The sequence below is a fragment of the Methanosarcina sp. WWM596 genome, assembly GCF_000969965.1.
Taxonomy (GTDB): Archaea; Halobacteriota; Methanosarcinia; order Methanosarcinales; family Methanosarcinaceae; genus Methanosarcina.
Map to the genome: position 1 here is coordinate 2,855,309 of NZ_CP009503.1, position 17,760 is coordinate 2,873,068.

Below are 17,760 nucleotides of genomic sequence, written 5' to 3' on the forward strand. Positions count from 1 at the left end.
ACATTTATTACGGTGATAAATTATTCATCAGTCTGATTAACATTCATTAAACAGATTCTCTTTTTCATAAAAAATAACGAAATTTCAGAGCTCTAACTGATGTCTGGAATTCGACCTTACTTTTAGCAAATGATTTGTATATTTTTTATCACTAATCCATAAAATTAACAAAAAGATAGCAACATACATGCCCCAACAAAAGAAAAGAATATATGATGTCAAAACAATTTAATAAGAAAATGAGGAAAAAATCTGTAGATGTGGCGACCGGAAATGAACGGCTTCGAAATTTATAAGAAGATGGATGATGACGTTCAGGCAATATACAGGTCAAGACTTCTAACAGAGATACTTCTATCATTAAACGAGGGCAGCAAAAAACTTTTCCAGTTGCGTGAAATTACCGAAAGCACGTCTCAGGCGCTAATTCCAAAGCTCAGGAAACTCGAAGCAGATCATCTGATAGAAACAAAAGAACATGAGTATTTCCTGACGTCAGCAGGAAAAATTGTAGCTTCAGGAATAGCTGACTCTTTTGTAACATTTTGGACAATTAATAAATTTAAACATTTCTGGTTGAGACATTACCTCGAAGGAATTCCCAGTCCTTTATTAAAAGAAATCGGATGTCTTTACGAGTCCGAAGTCCTCAAGGATAAAGGTATGAAGATCCTTAATGTCTACAACAATCAGTTAAAAATGCTTAAAGAAGCAGATCATATATAAGGTATATCGTCCGTAGTAACCGAAGTGTATGCTGATGCTATCTCTGAAAGAGTGAAAGAAGGAATCCCTATTGAGCTTATAGTTCCTCTTCATGTTGCAGAAGAATTGAAGCAATCACCTTACGTAGAAAAACTAGCCGCATTGAAAAGTTATAAGAATTTTAAGTTAATGCTTACGAATGAAGATATTAAAGTGGGACTCATTGTTACGGATAAACACTTTTCTCTGAATCTATACAAAAAAGAAGGCATTGAGTACGACATAAGCACAGGTTTGTTCAGTTCTGACTCGAAGGTCATTGAATGGGGAGAGATGCTTTTCTGGTATTGCAAAAGGAAGGCAGATTTTACAAAAATGCAAATATAATTTGCAGAAATTCAGAATCCCTGTAATTCTAAAATATTTGTGATTGAATCTGTGATAACCCAAAAAGCAAAAAAGAGATAAAACTCCTTTGAAAATATTAGTTCAACAGGCTGTCTCAAAACTATACACGATCGTACATTTGGGTAAGAAATATCGAAATGCTTATCTTCTTTAAAAATAATTATTTCTTAAAAAGTATACTTTTCAAGAAATTAATACCAGTGTTTCACCATGTTCAAAAGGTACGATCAAAAGCAGCAATTTTTACTTCCATTTAACTTGGAAGAGTTTGTTCCTGAAAATCATATTGCCAGAGTGCTAAACGACATCATAGATCTCGTTGATATTAGTGATATTGAATCCACTTATTCTGAGGAAGGTTGCCCTGCTTATCATCCTCTACTTCTTTTAAAAATCTTACTTTATGGGTACCTTATAAACATCAGAAGTTCACGCAAGATAGAGCTAATGACCCAAACTGATACTGTTTTTATGTACCTTGCAGCCATGCAAAAACCAGATTTTCATACAATTTGTCGATTCCGTTCAACTCATCTTGATTCGATTAAAGAAATCTTTTCACAGGTTGTCACTTTTTGTAAGGAAATGGATCTGATTGGTTCCAGTATTTCGATCGATGGAACAAAGGTTAAGGCAAATGCTTCTCCAAGACAAAGTAAGAGTTCGGAAGCTCTCGAAAAAGAGATTAATAAGATTCTCAGGGAAAGCATTGAGATCGATAAACAGGAAGACGAAATGTATGGTGATTCGACACCATACCAGATGCCTGAAGAACTGGTTGACAAGAGGAAAAGATTAGAAAAAATTAAAGCTGCTAAGAAAAAGCTTGACGAAGAAAAGTTAACCAAAATAAACATCACAGACAACGACGCTAGAATTATGAAGCATAAGGATGGGAGCAAAAAACCGTCCTATAATTGTCAGGTTGCTGTTGATGAAAAGGAACAAATAATCGTTGCAGCAGATGTTGTCATCGAAGAAAACGACTTGCATCAGATTGAACCAATGATAGAAAATATAAAGGAAACACTGGGATGTAAACCGACAATAGTGCTGGCAGATGCAGGTTATTTCTCGTACGATAATGTAGAATTTTTACTCAATGAACAAATTGATGCTTATATTCCCGACAACTTTTATGAAGTTGAGAAAAGAGGAAAAACCAAAAAGTTCAGGAAATCCCTCTTCACTTATGATGAGATAAAAGACTGTTATTATTGCCCTGCTGCATTTGAAATCCCATTTACAAGAATCCAAAAAAGGGATAATGAACCCGATTTACGGTATTATGTCTGCAAGTATTGTTATCTGTGTGTGCTGAAAAATGCATGTACTGAGAGTAAAAGTAGGACAATATCAAGAGATCCTAGAGAGTACTTAATGGAAGATATGAGGGTTAAACTGAATACAGAAGAAGGAACGGAACAGTATAAGAAAAGAATGTGTACTGTAGAACCTGATGAAACAGGACAGAGGATTAAGGGAATTTCTTTTGAGAGGAAAAAGAAAGACCAAAATTGAGTTTGTTATGATGTGTACTGTACACAACGTAAAGAAAATAGCAGATTTCGTGAAAAGAGAAGGTAAAAGCCTGAAGGAAATTCTAAAAATGATAACTGGGGGAGGAAATGAATGCAGGGATAAATGGGGAATTACAGTAGGAAAGGCAAATAAGCTATGTTGATCTGTGAAAATTGAACTCTTTTTGTCGAAAATGAAACAAAAGTAAAAACTGAAATGGGATATTACCCAATTGTAGAATTCAAAAAGGTTTTGATACAGCCTGATGAGAAGTATTTTTCTGATATTTTGCATTGTAACCCCTCTATTAATAGAAGGAGATTTAACAATCCTCATCATAGCCAAACATTTATTTTTGTATTCGACGAGTTGAAGTGATAATCCTACAGTTTTATTGGCACTGTGTCGATTTTGCCTAGTTTGTCTTATTATGTGATGAAGAGCCAAAATTTTACACACATCTTTTAGAATTTACTCAAGTATCATCTTTTGTATGCATATTTTAGCTCAGTAGCAACTATTCCTGCAAGTACTCCTATAATAAGTCCGATTGCGTAAGCTACTAAAGCAAAGCCCGCTTTTGCGTTTACCTGCCATACATCTATTTCGTATGACATGAGTGGAATTAGAATAAAGACAAAAACAAGCAGTAGTTTCCAGATAATCTTATTCATGCAACTCCATCCAAAAATTGTTAGGCCGAATATCTGCACGATGAGATATATTCGATCAGTATAATTCGATACGAAGTCCAAAAATTGTGTTAGATCAGAAAACTACAGTATAATAATGTGATCCAATCTTCACGGATATGTTTTGGACCCCAGGCAATGCAATTTTCGCTAAATTCGTCCAGCTTATGAACACATCAAGGCTTCCATCAGGGTTAGATTCTTCCCATTCTACGGCTATAATTACGCCATCCATTGCAATCGCAAATGCTGCCAGTACACCCGCTGCTTCAGGCTGGAAAATTGCAATAATCGCAGCAATGCCATCTATTATTACCATACTTCCGTCTCTTAATAATACATTATCCCTTGGTCCAAAATGGAAATGAATACCGCTGCTATCAGTCCAATAATACGAATCCTTACCGAATGAAACAGTTGATAATGTCCCATCAGCATTTACTTCATATACATCGAACTTCCAAACTTGTTTTCCGTCAACTTCATCCTGCCACTGTTTAACATAGAGTTTTTGCTGTGTCCCATTTTCATGCGGCACTGTCGCATAATACTCTTTTCGATCTTTCTCATCTACGACACTATTAATTTTTATGCTATCAAGCTTCTCAGATGCGTTGATGTCTGCCTGTGCGTTCACAGCCGGCACAAACGCCATACTCGCAATCAATATTGCCGCAAGTAGTGCACCAATACCAAATTTTCTGTTTGCAATCATACTTCTACCTCGTGATTTTATTCCCGAGGCAAGAACAGACAAACCTTAAGTACCCTTAAAGCTATCATTTCCTTGCCTCAGGGCATGTGAAGTTCAAATATGCTCTGGAAAGTTTGTTTGAACTTCACATTCAAAAATCTCTCTTAATCTTCTCCTATACATTTATTACGATGATGAATTTTTCATCAGCCTGATTAACATTAATTAAAACAATCCTCTTTTTCATAAAAAATAACGAAATTTCAGAGCTCTAACTGATGTCTGAAATTCGACCTTACTTTTAGCAAATAATCCGGAGATTCTTTTCTTCACTAATCCATAAAATTAACAAAACGATACCTATATACATGCCCCAACAAAAGAAAAGAATATATTACGTCAAAACAATTTAATAAGAAAGTAAGAAAAAAAATCTGTAGATGCGGCAACAGGAAATGAATCGTTTCGAAATTTATAAGAAGATGGATGATGACGTTCAGGCAATATATAGATCAAGACCTCTAACAGAGATACTTCTATCATTAAACGAGGGCAGCAAAAAGCTTTCCCAGCTGCGTGAAATTACCGAAAGCACGTCTCAGGCAATAATTCCGAAGCTCAGGAAACTCGAAGCGGACCATCTGATAGAAACAAAAGGACGCGAATATTTCCTGACATCAGCAGGAAAAATTGTGGCTTCAGGAATAGCTGACTCTTTTGTAACATTTTGGACAATTAATAAATTTAAGCATTTCTGGCTGAGACATTATCTCGAAGGAATTCCAAGTCCTCTGTTAAAAGAAATCGGATGTCTTTACGAGTCTGGGGTTCTCAAGGATAAAGGTATGAAGATTCTTAATGTTTACAATAACCAGTTAAAAATGATTAAAGAAGCGGATCATATATACGGTATATCGTCCGTAGTAACCGAAGGATATGCTGATTCTATTTCTGAAAGAGTGAAAGAAGGAGTCACTGTCGAGCTTATAGTTCCTCTTCATGTTGCAGAAGAATTGAAGCGATCACCTTATCTAGAAAAAATAGAAGCACTGAAAAATTATGAAAACTTCAAATTAATGGTCATGGACGAAGATATTAAAGTTGGGCTCATTGTTACGGATAAACGCCTTTCTATGAATCTGTACAAAAAAGAAGGTGTTGAGTACGACATAAGCAAAGGTTTGTTCAGTTCTGACTCGAAGGCCGTCGAATGGGGAGAGAGGCTTTTCTGGTATTGTAAAGGGAAAACAGATTGTAACAATTCAGGTAGCCTTTGAAAGGCTACAATTTTTCCTCTTTTCGAGGAAAAATTACATATAAATTGAATCCTATTTTGTTTCGTTATTATGCTTACACGTGAAGAGATCCTCGTTATCTATGAAGCTGGTCCTGAAGCTGTAATTTCTGTAATCCAGAGACTTGAAACTATCATAGAAGAACAAGCTATTCGAATTGCTGAACTAGAAGAACGTGTAAGGATTTTAGAATCTCGCTTAAATCAAAATAGCAGAAACAGCAGTAAACCTCCTTCTACTGACTTTTCAGTCAAAGAAAAACCTAATCCCAAGAGTCTCCGGAAAAAGAGTGGGAAGAAACCTGGAGGTCAAGAAGGTCATCCAGGCACAACTCTTGATATGGTTAATGATCCTGATTAGGTAATTGAACATTCTTTGACCTGCTGCAAAGAATGTGGACATACTCTTGAGGATGTTGAAGTTGAAGCTTATGAGAGAAGACAAATTTTTGATATTCCTCCTGTAAATCTAATTGTTACGGAACATCGAAGTCAGATTAAGACCTGTACTCACTGTGGAAAATCAAATAAAGCTTCTTTTCCAGAATTTGTGAAATATCCCGTCCAGTATGGTCCTAATATTTTAGCTTCAGCAATTTACTGTAAAAACTACCAGTTTATTCCCTATAAAAGGATTTTAGAGTTTTTTGATGACGTTATGGGGATAAAAATCTGTTCTGCTACGATAATCAGAGCAGAAAAAGAATGCTTCCGGAATTTAGAGGAGTTTGAAAATGTGAGTCAGGAGAGGTTAATAACTTCTCCTGTAATCCATTGTGATGAAACTGGGATGAAAATTGAAGGAAAAAGGCATTGGCTTCATGTAGCTTCTAATGACAAATACACCTGTTATTTTGCTCACTCAAAAAGAGGATCAGAAGCAATTAATGCCATGGGAATTCTTCCAGAGTTTAAAGGAATAGCAGTTCATGACGGATGGAAACCCTATAACAGTTATGAATGTGATCATGCTCTTTGCAATGCTCATCTCCAGAGAGAACTTACTGGAATTGAGGAGAACTATAAACAGCAATGGGCTAAAGAGATGAATGAACTGTTAACAGAAATGAAAAAGTATACTGATGAGTGTAAAGAGCAGGTCAAAGATCTGGACTTTGAGCAAATTAAAGTGTTAGAAGAAAGGTTCGATGCTGTAGTCATGAAAGGGATTGAAGAAAATCCACCTTCTCTAAACCCTGAAAAACAAGGAAAACGTGGTAAAAATCCAAAAACAAAAGCAAGGAACCTACTTGACAGGTTTATAGAAAACAAAAAACAGATCCTGAGATTCCTCAATGACTTGAGAGTTCCGTTTGAGAATAACCAAGCAGAAAGAGACATAAGGATGATGAAATTACAGCAGAAAATATCAGGAACTTTCAGAACTATACAAGGAGCGGAAGCTTTCTGCAGAATTAGAGCTTATATCTCAACCATTAAAAAGAACGATTTACCTGTTATAGACGGTATTCTCGCGGCGCTCAAAGGAGCGCCGCTATTATTCTGAGAATTTCAGCATTTTGCTGAAAAAACATACTTTTTTATCAGTGGCTGAATAGTTACAACAGATTTTACAAAATTTCAGTGATGTAGAAACTTGTTAGAAAATAACTGGATAGTTACCTTCTCAAACTGTTTCTATCTTTACCGGTTTCTATCTTTACCATTGTCGTTATTGGATACCTGTTTTCCCAATCTATAACTATGATAGCTGTGCTCCAACAGTGTAAAGGTATTGAAACATTTGCTTCATCAGTTCCATTGTCCAGTGTAGTCCTGAATGTATATTCATTCATCCCGATCTGTCGGACCCATATAATTTCTCCACTTCTTTCAAGGAATACCAGTTTATTCGAGCAATTTTCTTTCGGAATAATATATACGTAAGTGTGAGTCCGGTTAACATCAACTTCCTGAAAATCACTAATTCCACATGTGTTTATAAAGTCCATTATTTCTTGATTCCCCTCCATGTTCATGTGTCTTGCACAAAAAAACCCAATACTGTCACCATATCCGGGGGGAAAGGGAGAGGGTTCAGCAAGTGCAGGCATGACTATTTCGAAAACCAGAAGGAAAGCTATGAATAGCCTCATTCTTTGTTTCATGTTTCTTAGCTCCTGAAAAATGAAAAGAGGTTAATATATCGATTCTAAAAAGTTTTTTTACTGGTTGTGCTCTGATAATAAACCACGAATAAACACAAACGTACGCAGATAGCTCGAATTCATATTTACATGTCCATCATGTTTTTGTAGAAATCGACCAATGTACCGATTTAAAAGTACTCTCAAATTTGATTCCCTTGCCCTAGGCATATCAAGTTTGAATTGACACTACAAATGTTCTTATAACCCCTATTCAAAATGTTTATTATGTTATTCAAACGTTTATTTTCACGATGGATTATCATCAGTTTGATTAACATTAACAAAACTGATTAACTTCCACCAAACTTAAAAAATAAAAGGGACTTTTGTACCCTCTTTGAATTTTACTTACTTTCTTGGATAACTTCACGCAATTCTCGTAAGGAGATATTCTGGTACTCTTCCATCACTTTCGGTCTGATCGCGTGATCGTCCACTATTTCGAACTTTCCATGTGCCCAGGAAGTCACCCTGAAGTGCTCCCCACCAAGATTTTTGGTAAAGGGGTCCTCTGTAGTCAGGAAAAGAAGAACCTTTTTACCAGGTTCGAATTCCGCTTCATCTGTAACTATAACCCTATCTTCACCTACCTTACCCCCCATTACTCTAACGGTTATTTCCTCTGAAGGTTGTGGGTTCTTAAGGTATTCTTCAACTCCTATAATGACATCTGTATAAATGCGCTCATCATAGACTATTGTCGGCCTTTTACCATCTACAGTCGTCCATTTCCCTGAAAGTATCTCTTTGACTTCCCCTATAACAATCACATCTGATTTATTTGCCAGATAGGAGTTGTTCAGCACGCGAGCATCCCATTGTCCTTCAGAATAAATTGTGACCGGATCCGCAGCCTTTCCATCCATGAAGGTTAGTGCACCTCCCACCACGAAGAATAGGAACAGTATGCCAACTAGTGTATTTTTTGTGTTCATCTTACCACACCCTTAATAGATATAGTTAATCCCATCAATATCGTCCTGTGACAATGACCTCACCGACCCATCATAAATCCAAAGCATAACTGTACCATCAAGATATGTATCTCCCAACGATAGCCAATGACCAAACTCGTGCAATGCAGTAGTTTGGATATCGTAAGGTGGGTACGACGAGCTAGAAGAAGTGGTCCAGCTTAGCGCACTATTAATATCTGTAACAGCCCATTGAATGGAAGATTCGTAAGGTGCTATAGATGCGGTTGCACACGGTCCGTCACTTCCAAGGTTTGTCCAATCAACTTTAGAAGTAATTTCCCATGAATCGTAGTTGAATGAGAAAGATGATCCAGCATCACTCCATGTATCTGCCGCATCTCTTACACACTGTTTATAGTCGCTTGGAAAATCCGTACTAAATCGCCAGTCAGCTGTTCCAGAAGTCCACTTGCAATCATTGTATTCGTAAGCATTAGCAACTGGAAATAAAGCTGTAACACGATAAGTATAACTGTTAGCCTGAAAATTTTGCCCAGTTCTTTACTTCTTTTCATTTAATCTCACCTCTATATTTTATTCCCGAGGCAGAATCAAGCAAGCCTTAAGTACTCTCAAAGCTAACATCGTCACGCCTCAGGGCATGTGAAGTTCAAATGTGCTCTGGAAAGTTTGTTTGAACTTCACATTCAAAAATCTCTCTTAATCTTCTCCTATACATTTATTACGGTGATGAATTATTCATCAGTCTGATTAATATTCATTAAACAGATTCTCTTTTTCATCAAAAATAACAAAATTTCAGAGCTCTAGCTGACGTCTGAAATTCGACCCACTTTTAACAAATAATCTGGAGATTCTTTTCGTCACTAAGCCATAAAATTAATAAAAACAATAACAACATGCATATCCCAACAAAAGAATAGAATATATTATGTCAAAACAATTTAATAAGAAAGTGAGGAAAAAAATCTGTAGATGCGGCGACAAGAAATGAATAGCTTCGAAATTTATAAGAAGATGGATGATGACGTTCAGGCAATATATAGATCAAGACTTCTAACAGAGATACTTCTATCATTAAACGAGGGCAGCAAAAAGCTTTCCCAGCTGCGTGAAATTACCGGAAGCACGTCTCAGGCAATAATCCCAAAGCTCAGGAAACTCGAAGCGGATCATCTGATAGAAACAAAAGAACATGAGTATTTCCTGACATCAGCAGGAAAAATTGTAGCTTCAGGGATAGACGACTCTTTTGTAACATTTTGGACAATTAATAAATTTAAACATTTCTGGTTGAGACATTACCTCGAAGGAATTCCCAGTCCTTTGTTAAAAGAAATCGGATGTCTTTACGAGTCCGAAGTCATCATGGATAAAGGTATGAAGATCCTTAATGTCTACAACAATCAGTTAAAAATGCTTAAAGAAGCAGATCATATATACGGTATATCGTCCGTAGTAACCGAAGGGTATGCTGATTCTATCTCTGAAAGAGTGAAAGAAGGAATCCCTATTGAGCTTATAGTTCCTTTTCATGTTGCAGGAGAATTGAAGCTATCACCTTACGTAGAAAAACTAGCCGCACTGAAAGATTATGAAAACTTCAAATTAATGGTCATGGATGAAGATATTAAAGTTGGGCTCATTGTTACAGATAAACGCCTTTCGTTCCCGGAGATTACCAGGCCGGTTATTTCTACATTATCTGATGTAACGTGGATTACTGGTTGGGAAGAGATGCTCGGATTTATAATTACATCTTCCGGGTTGAGAGAAATAGAACTGATTTTTAATTGTTTATCGATAGTAAGAGTTTCCGAATAGTTTCCTTTGTAGATCAGGATTGAATCATTTTCCTGTGCAAAGTTTATTGCTTCCTGTATAGAAGAAAAATTACTATTGCCGTTATTTGCGTCCACCGTAATTGTAATAGCAGATGCGCAGTTGATTGAAAAAATAATCAGCAATATGGTAAATAAATTTTTGAGTTCCATACTTATCAGCCTCATTGCGCAAGTAATACCCGATTCCAAAATTACCTGACAAATCAATGCTTAGCTTTCCATGAGTTCAACAGGTTATACGGTAATTATCCCTATAGACATATGTTAAGTGGAGTTGGAGACCGTTTGAGTAGAGTAAAGGAAGGTCAAAAGTTATAATGTAAATAACATGCCAAAACTATTCTGTTATTCCTAGAAATCTGAAATTTCATATAGATCCTTTCTCATTAAAAAATAAATGGAAATTACTGTAATGTATCCGCCGGCTATATTGAGAGAATAAGGGATAGTAATTCTAAATGAGAAAGTAATTATTGCTATTAAGAGCTACAGAATAAAGCCTATTAATGTGCTTTTCATACCGATGATGTCACGACTTTTTTCAATTCTACTTATATTCTTACTATACAATAAATAGTGTCCAAAAATCAAAAAAAATAAAATAAGACCTGCCCCAAGCCATTGATCTACTTGACCCCAATATTGAGCCCTGGTCATTTCGTTGCCATTTACGAATATCGTTTCTGAAAAAAATAACATTTTAATACCAGATATAAATATGAGCCAAGAATAAAATAATACAACTCCAAATAAAACTCCGACTACTTCCTGAGTTTTAGTTAGAACCGAGGTCATATTTTTCATACAATAAACCTCTCAATAATTCAATTTGAGTTTCTATGTTTGAACTCCATAAACTACTTTTAGTTAATTCTTTATAAGTTTTCTTACCAGCGTATTCAACAATCAAATTGCATGTAATAGTTATGATTATATTTTTTAATATCAACACATAAAGATAGGAATAATTGTTTTATTATTCGGCCAGAAAGATTATATGATCTTAAATACTGCCAGTACTTTTTTACAACAAAAAAGAATGTGAAGTCTGTAACCCCAACTTTTATTTTATTCGTTCTAAAATTTCTCGGATATCAGGAGAAGGATTCGGCAATATTAAGCAGCTCCCCTTTATCTAAAGAAGAAATAATAGTAATTTCGAGTTCCCCATCTTGCCAGGTCAGAGATTTCATATTTCCTTCAAATACCGAAGAAATCGTACCGGACTTGTTATTGACCAGAAAAGGCTCTCCTTCACTTTCAAAATCCTGAGTTTCAGGAAAACTCTGTTCAGAAATGCTTTCTACAATACGTATTTCGTCTTCCCCATTAGTATATACCAGAGTGAACTTTTCACGAGGGTATCCTGCAAAAATGCTGAAGCCGCTATGGAGAAAAGTGGAATAAGGAGTATCGATACCGGAAGATGCCGTTGAATAATTAAATTCATAGCCTTCCGGGAGATATTCAGGGATAAGTATTTTGAAATCAGTAAGTTGTTTTGCTTCTTCAAGCGTCATTTCTCTGTTAATCCCTCCGTAGTTATCAACGTCATTCATACGCAGGGGCAAATTTCCGGAGCCGTAGAGGGATAAAAGAAAAATTGCAGAGAGAAAACCAAGAATCACCAGCATAAACCATTTACTTCCGTCCAGAATTATTCCTCCCGGACCATCAATGTCTATAAATATTTTGGATCTTATTTAGAATTTTAGAGTTATAGAGCTCTGGATGTTACTGCTAGAGCTCTGGATGTTACTGCTTTTTTCCAGGCTACGCAAGCATATCCATGAAAGAAAAATGAAGGGAAAAAGATAACCTATTCAGAATAGCATCTTTTACCCCCTAAAGGAACTTATCCACTCCGGTCTTTCAGGAGGGTTATTATTCAGCATCAATCTCCATTCTTCATCAGTCAGCCTTTCCCCTGAGGGCTGCCAGAACTCATAATAACTCATTACAGGGCCTGCTCCAAGTACGATCCTGCCGTCAGGCTGTTTATAAGCTACAACCATCAGATCCAGTTTTCCGGTCCCTTCTTCCAAGACATTTCCTCCAGGACCTGTATAAACATCCGCAACCAGTGTGGACATCTGGGACTTTATATCCACATTCTCAAGCATTGGAGATATATTCTGATCAAAATTCCTGATAAACTCGTACTCTTCCTCTGTCAGCTCTTTGTTTTCAAGCTCTTTAATCGAGATATTCAACAGCCTTTCAAGAGTGTGTTCAAGAGTTGTAAAGTCTTTATCCGACTGCTCATCAAGCACTTCCATATCATTTAACCCGGCATGTGCCATTTTGGTAAGGGCAAGCATCCGGGCATAGAATTCAGGAACCGGTTCCACATATCCCTCTACAGGTTTTTCATCCTGAATTTGGAGAGTGCCCAGGAAGTAGGTCTGCTTTGCATAGAGTATAGTATCGTGCCTGAGCTCGGCCCAGGAAGCAAGGGCGGCATTAATCTGTTTATCTTCCCAAACTTCGGTCTGCATGAATGTGGGATAACCATCAGGATAGCTTACGAGGAGAGGCTTTAAGGCGTACAGTTGAGCCCAGTAGAGGTTTTTATTCCAGTCCTCTTCATCAAAAGCCCCAAATTCGTTTTCCAGAGATAAGTGACGCGTTTTGTATTCTGCATTTTCGGAAACCCCCATATTTTTAAGGTGTTCCGTGGCTCTTTCAGAACCGAGAAGATCCATGACATTCAGGGCAGGGAAACCAAGCATCTGGAAGATATAGGAATCAGGGGTATAGCGCTGACCCATGAGCCTGAAACCCTTTGTGGCATCAAGAGTTTTGTTTTCAGTTTCGGAGCCTGCCTGAATTATTTCCCCTGTTCCGCCGTAGATTTTCGGACTTTCATATATTTCCAGCTCGGTTTTCAGTTCTGCCAGGCTTTCGTTGTCGAAACTCACTCCATATCTATTATCCCCAAAGACGGTATCCAGGGCTTTTGCATATTCATAAGGCCCGAGGTCGTCGGAATAACCTACATAAAAAGCCGTCACCTCGTAAATCCTGTCCCACCAGTCCCTGAGCTCCTTATCCCTGTCAAAATGGTCAGAAATTAAAAAGGCCTGAATAGTCTGAATTTTCGCTTCCTGTTCCGGGTCTTCTGCAGAAATCATGTCAGGTTGGAGCAACATACTCATTCTGCCATGCCACATCATGGCCTTGAAGTAGTTCTGCAGTTTCTCAGAGCGAGTGTAATGTCCCCGTGGGGTGTACTGAGAGTAATCTTCCGCATATTTGAAAATAGGAGATGTTCCTCCTTCCTGCGAGTCTATAAAGTGCAGTTCAGCCTCTACATCGGTTTTTACAAATGAGGGGACTTCGACACTGTATTGTTTTGCTTCCTGAGAATCGAAGAGTATGATTTCCCCCGAATCTTCCCGTGATTGCCCTATCTGGTAAGATTCCGGTTCAAGAAGCTTCAAAGCCACTGCAAAGTATGCAACATTTCTTCTTGCAGCTTCCTTTTCTCGCCCTGAGGCACTGTCATAATCCTCTATGGAAGCATCAAGGAGAGCTTTGTCAAGTTTCCAGAGCTCGTCGAAAAATTCCTCAGATTCTGCCCTTTTTAGCGTCTCATCAAACTGGATATGATAAAGGTGAAGAAGAGAATCCGATGTGATGAAAATAGGAACATCAGCCACTTTCAGGTCTTTATATGTAGAATTTACAAGCGTATTCCCTGCCCCAGGCAGATTTTCGATAGCCGGATTTTCAATTACAACAAATCCATTTTTGTACAGTAAATCTCTGCTTTCGTTCGTCAGGGGAATTTTTTGGATGAAATCGTCATAATTTGCAATTTCTGAAGCCTTTAGAGGCAGAGAATAAGTGGGAACTTCGGCCTCGAACTGCAAGTTTTCTTTCCTGTAATATCCGGAAAAGGAGCTTTCCTTTTTAAGTTCAAGAGTATTGCTCTTGTCAGAGAAATTCTCTGCAGGAGCGGTTTTTATGGAATCATTAAATAAATCGCTCTGATCATCTGTTTGATTATCTGTCATTTCTTCCAGGCCGGTTTCTTTGACTGGTTTACTGCTGCTGTCAATGCAGCCGGAACCAGAAATAAGTGTTATCGCCAACAGGAAGATAACTATCAATGCCCTTATTTTCAAGTCAAATCCCTCATATTTTGATTTAAGAAAGCAAATTAAGGAAAAATTAAAAAAATTAAAGTTTCCCGGGAGACAGAAACAGGCAAACCCCGATGACTCTCAAAGCTAACGTAATTATGCCTTTGGGAACATGGAGTCCAGAGAATCCTGGAAAGTACATTTGAACTCTATAAACTACTTTTAATTACCTTTATATAAGTTTTCTAGCCAGACCATCAAACTGACAGGTTTCATACTCTTTTCGAGTCTGTAATTATTTCCTGATCTTGGATTGTTTGAGACTTTGCACAGAAAACTTATAAGACCATAGCTACAGCAAGTGTTTTCTACGGATTAACAAAAAAACGATCTCCACAAATCTACAGTTATCTACATCGAAATCCAAGCCAGTTTATCTGAAATCCAGATGACTACATGCCGGTTCATCTGTATTAAAGATTGAAAATTAAAGATTAAAAATAAGTAATTTGCGGCGGAGAACATTTTGATTGGAACGATTTTGGGAGAAGGAGCCGCAATTGTGCCTTATTTTCCCTTACTCCAGCAAAGTCCTGGGATTGATAAAGCCACTCCTCAGCATATGGTCGGCAAGCACAAGGGCAACCATGGCTTCGGCAACGGCACCATAGGCGGAGAAATTGTGAAATCGTGCCGCCCTTTGATAGCTATTTCGGTGTTTTCCCGGTTTGTAAGATCAACGGTTTGCTGAACTTTTCTAAAATATCGGGAGTTGGAAGGGTCCCATTTGTTGCAAGCCCTATCCTTAATCCAGCATCAGTCCCTTATCTGGCAATCTCAAAGACGTCCGGTCTCGTGAGATGCTCGCCTCCGCTCAGGATAAGGATGGGTTTTCCAAGCTCTACAATCTCATAAATGAAATGTAGATTCTTCGGTTGTAAGCTCACCTTCGGGAACCGAGGAGGTGGAAGCTCCCCTGCAGTGCACGCAGTTCAGGTTGCAGCCCGCAGTAAGTTCCCATGCGATAAGTCTTGGTGCGTTTGTCATGGTAATCAGAGATTAAGGGTTTCTTTTTTAATTGAATTCAGAGATTTTAATGGAAGTCAGAGGGAAATAAGATTTACAAATTAACGATAACCGAAAGTGGCGTCATATTTTATAGACAGAATATAAGTCAGAACCAATATTACTTAAAGTTAGTATAATTAAAACTTGAGAGGTCATATTAATAAAGTAATATTAATATTCTGCCATTTTAAACAGTGACTTGTAAAAATAAAGCCTGAAGTCAGGTATTTATCTGACTGAAGAATAAAAATTACATTTGGAGAGAAATTGATTGTCCTTCTTATACAATTGATACTTGAAACACCTGACTGATAATGTTAGGATTTACGCACTTGAGGTATAAAATCAAATGCAACATACGGTGTGATAAAAATAGTGTTTTAGACAGTTGGAGATTTAATGCCAATTATTTCTCAGTTCAACCGCGTAAGTACTAAATGTATAATATCAATCAAATGCAAATTGACCATATAAGCGGTCATACTACCGATACGCCAATAGAGATAGGATTTTCAGTATTATCTTCATACAGCATAATATCCGCCATTACCCATACCTGTAATCCGATTTGATGAGTGTTCGTAACATTGTTATCTAAATTAACCTTAAAAGTATAATTTTCCTCATTTCCTGGAGGGATGGACAATTGCAATAACAGCCATACTGGCTTTGACTGCGAGATCATAGCTTCAGGAGCCATTTCATATGTTTGTTTGAATACAGATTCATTATTGGAATCAAATATTTCAATTACAACTTCATGTTCATTGATATCGTTATTGTATATAGAAAAAAGAGGGAGGGGAGGCCCTATAAAAATATAAGGCATTGAAATAAGGCAGATTGCAATTAGCGTAACGATAGATACTACAACTAAAAGTACATCAGATTTTTTCATATCTTCCCTCACATTAGACATTAGAGATTTATGTTCTCAGTACTGAGTTTTTCAATTATCTATCCCATTGTGTACAGTATTTCCACAGGAAGTACACCAAACATCTGTACCTGCGTATGCATATGCATAATTCATTATGCAAGTAGGATGTAATGCGGAGTTTTGATCTGCTGCATCAAAATTATGGGAAACTTCATGCTGAACAATACTGTCATGCGGCCAATCCACGCCATCTGCAGTATCTGCACATATAGCGAAAGGTCCATAAGGTTGCGTATCGCACTTCCAAGCTCTACCGTTATTATCCATATTATGCGTCCAGCCAATTACCATATCATTTGCCGCGTCTCTTATCCAATTAGTGTCGTCTTTTAAATCAACAAGAGCAGACTGAGTGCTATCGTCCGGACTGACATCACTCGCATCCCAGTAATTCCAATACCAGTAAACATTAACCCCGATACCGAAATTTTCAAATCGATAAAGTCCATCGTGAGTAGCCTGAGTAATGGCTTCCGTCGGCCTGTGTCGTGAATCCGTTGCTACAAAAACGTATTCGTTTATGATTCCATTTATTGCATATGGGTTTACGCCGACAGATAATGTAGAGAGTAGAGTATTTCTTGTAAGATCCCCCATCTCTTTTTGCATTTCTGTTTCTGAAGCATCGGCTTCTAAAGTCAATATTCCACTCTCAACCAATTTATTTGCTTCTTCTTTGGGAAGAGCATAACCATTGACAACATCAATTTTAGGATTTGCCGGATCTACTCCATATTTTAGGATGTATTTTTCTCTGGCCCCATCTATTATGGCAAACATCTCTTCATGGCTTATTATCAGATCATAATCGTCTCCTTCTTTAAAACCTTCAGGAGGTTTGCCAGTCTCACTTGCTATAACTCTCAAGTTACTGTCCAAAATAGTTAATTCTAAGTAGTAAGGCAGTTCATTATTCGCAAAGTCTAAATCGTTTTCAGTTATATTGTATTTACTATAGAGATTTTTTAGTTCGGCTTCGGTATAGCTTATGCTATTCTCCGTTATAACTTTATTAGAATTTTCATCAATATGCCCACTTACTGCCGGCACAAACACCATGCTTACCAGCATCATTACAGCAAGTAATGCGCCGATCCCAAATTTTCTGTTTGCAATCATTCTTTTACCTCTTTACTTACTCCAGAGGCAGGATCAAGCAAGCCTTAAATATTCACAAAGCTAACACTAACCATGCCTCTGGGCACCATGGGGTTCAAATTTGCCGTAGGAAGTCCGTTTGAACCCCGTAAACTACTTTTAATCAGCTGCTTATATGTTTTATGGCCATAGTCTCTAACAATCAAAATGAACGTTTAATTTATGAGTATCGTTTTCAGTAGTAAGACTTCATATGAAGAATTGTTTGATGATTAGCACAGAATGATTATATATGTCCATAGATACCGCAAGTATTTTTT

At 37.3% G+C, this 17,760-nt stretch carries 15 protein-coding genes and 4 pseudogenes; 6 read left to right on the plus strand and 13 right to left on the minus strand.

Annotated elements, in window-relative coordinates; translation table 11 throughout:
- Positions 1 to 273: 273 nt before the first annotated feature.
- The 3 genes and pseudogenes from MSWHS_RS21680 to MSWHS_RS12600 all read left to right on the plus strand — a co-directional run bounded on the left by MSWHS_RS21680 (position 274) and on the right by MSWHS_RS12600 (position 2,797).
- Entirely contained in the window at positions 274 to 726 is a 453-nt protein-coding gene (locus MSWHS_RS21680; protein WP_231585421.1) for a hypothetical protein, read from the plus strand.
- A gap of 24 nt (positions 727 to 750) precedes the next feature.
- The gene (locus MSWHS_RS21685) at positions 751 to 1,092 is read left to right on the plus strand and encodes a transcriptional regulator FilR1 domain-containing protein (RefSeq protein WP_231585422.1); all 342 of its coding nucleotides are present in this window, start codon (positions 751 to 753) and stop codon (positions 1,090 to 1,092) included.
- Positions 1,093 to 1,323: 231 nt separating this feature from the next.
- Positions 1,324 to 2,797: pseudogene (locus MSWHS_RS12600) on the plus strand (IS1182 family transposase).
- Positions 2,798 to 3,116: 319 nt separating this feature from the next.
- Here the strand turns inward: MSWHS_RS12600 and MSWHS_RS12605 are convergent.
- Both MSWHS_RS12605 and MSWHS_RS12610 read right to left on the minus strand, forming a co-directional pair.
- Positions 3,117 to 3,308, minus strand: a complete 192-nt coding sequence (locus MSWHS_RS12605; RefSeq protein WP_048129654.1) for a hypothetical protein — start codon at positions 3,306 to 3,308, stop codon at positions 3,117 to 3,119.
- A 94-nt stretch (positions 3,309 to 3,402) separates the two neighbouring features.
- A complete protein-coding gene (locus MSWHS_RS12610; RefSeq protein WP_048129652.1) occupies positions 3,403 to 4,041 on the minus strand; it encodes a hypothetical protein in 639 nt (212 codons plus the stop codon).
- Between the two features lie 434 nt (positions 4,042 to 4,475).
- Between MSWHS_RS12610 and MSWHS_RS12615 the strand changes: the two genes are divergently transcribed.
- Both MSWHS_RS12615 and tnpC read left to right on the plus strand, forming a co-directional pair.
- The gene (locus MSWHS_RS12615; protein WP_048159154.1) at positions 4,476 to 5,297 is read left to right on the plus strand and encodes a winged helix-turn-helix domain-containing protein; all 822 of its coding nucleotides are present in this window, start codon (positions 4,476 to 4,478) and stop codon (positions 5,295 to 5,297) included.
- Between the two features lie 69 nt (positions 5,298 to 5,366).
- Positions 5,367 to 6,821, plus strand: a pseudogene (gene tnpC, locus MSWHS_RS12625) (IS66 family transposase).
- A 112-nt stretch (positions 6,822 to 6,933) separates the two neighbouring features.
- Here the strand turns inward: tnpC and MSWHS_RS20510 are convergent.
- From MSWHS_RS20510 to MSWHS_RS20515, 4 genes are all read right to left on the minus strand, one after another.
- Positions 6,934 to 7,422 (minus strand): hypothetical protein, encoded by a 489-nt coding sequence (locus tag MSWHS_RS20510; protein WP_156148202.1) that lies wholly within the window; start codon positions 7,420 to 7,422, stop codon positions 6,934 to 6,936.
- A gap of 386 nt (positions 7,423 to 7,808) precedes the next feature.
- A complete protein-coding gene (locus MSWHS_RS12635) occupies positions 7,809 to 8,399 on the minus strand; it encodes a hypothetical protein (RefSeq protein WP_082088168.1) in 591 nt (196 codons plus the stop codon).
- 12 nt (positions 8,400 to 8,411) lie between these two features.
- Complete coding sequence (locus MSWHS_RS22395) at positions 8,412 to 8,717, minus strand: matrixin family metalloprotease (RefSeq protein WP_082088167.1); 306 nt, start codon at positions 8,715 to 8,717, stop codon at positions 8,412 to 8,414.
- 65 nt (positions 8,718 to 8,782) lie between these two features.
- Entirely contained in the window at positions 8,783 to 8,956 is a 174-nt protein-coding gene (locus tag MSWHS_RS20515; RefSeq protein WP_156151235.1) for a hypothetical protein, read from the minus strand.
- A 436-nt stretch (positions 8,957 to 9,392) separates the two neighbouring features.
- Between MSWHS_RS20515 and MSWHS_RS12640 the strand changes: the two genes are divergently transcribed.
- A complete protein-coding gene (locus tag MSWHS_RS12640) occupies positions 9,393 to 10,226 on the plus strand; it encodes a winged helix-turn-helix domain-containing protein (protein WP_231585423.1) in 834 nt (277 codons plus the stop codon).
- A gap of 506 nt (positions 10,227 to 10,732) precedes the next feature.
- On the opposite strand, the gene MSWHS_RS12645 is transcribed toward MSWHS_RS12640, so the two are convergent.
- The 7 genes and pseudogenes from MSWHS_RS12645 to MSWHS_RS18575 form a co-directional block, all read right to left on the minus strand.
- Positions 10,733 to 11,050, minus strand: a complete 318-nt coding sequence (locus tag MSWHS_RS12645; RefSeq protein ID WP_231585424.1) for a hypothetical protein — start codon at positions 11,048 to 11,050, stop codon at positions 10,733 to 10,735.
- 290 nt (positions 11,051 to 11,340) lie between these two features.
- On the minus strand, positions 11,341 to 11,880 hold the full coding sequence (locus MSWHS_RS12650) for a DUF4367 domain-containing protein (protein ID WP_231585425.1): 540 nt from the start codon (positions 11,878 to 11,880) through the stop codon (positions 11,341 to 11,343).
- A gap of 204 nt (positions 11,881 to 12,084) precedes the next feature.
- On the minus strand, positions 12,085 to 14,265 hold the full coding sequence (locus tag MSWHS_RS12655; protein WP_082088261.1) for a DUF3160 domain-containing protein: 2,181 nt from the start codon (positions 14,263 to 14,265) through the stop codon (positions 12,085 to 12,087).
- Positions 14,266 to 14,911: 646 nt separating this feature from the next.
- Positions 14,912 to 15,090, minus strand: a pseudogene (locus MSWHS_RS20520) (chorismate synthase); the annotation flags it as partial.
- Positions 15,087 to 15,390 (minus strand): annotated as a pseudogene (locus MSWHS_RS20525) (radical SAM protein); the annotation flags it as partial. The pseudogenes MSWHS_RS20520 and MSWHS_RS20525, both read right to left, overlap by 4 nt.
- A 490-nt stretch (positions 15,391 to 15,880) precedes the next feature.
- Positions 15,881 to 16,300 carry a hypothetical protein gene (locus MSWHS_RS12665; RefSeq protein ID WP_156148201.1) on the minus strand — a complete coding sequence of 140 codons (420 nt, stop codon included), beginning with the start codon at positions 16,298 to 16,300 and terminating at the stop codon, positions 15,881 to 15,883.
- Positions 16,301 to 16,351: 51 nt separating this feature from the next.
- A complete protein-coding gene (locus tag MSWHS_RS18575; protein WP_052722717.1) occupies positions 16,352 to 17,461 on the minus strand; it encodes a M12 family metallo-peptidase in 1,110 nt (369 codons plus the stop codon).
- Positions 17,462 to 17,760: the final 299 nt, after the last annotated feature.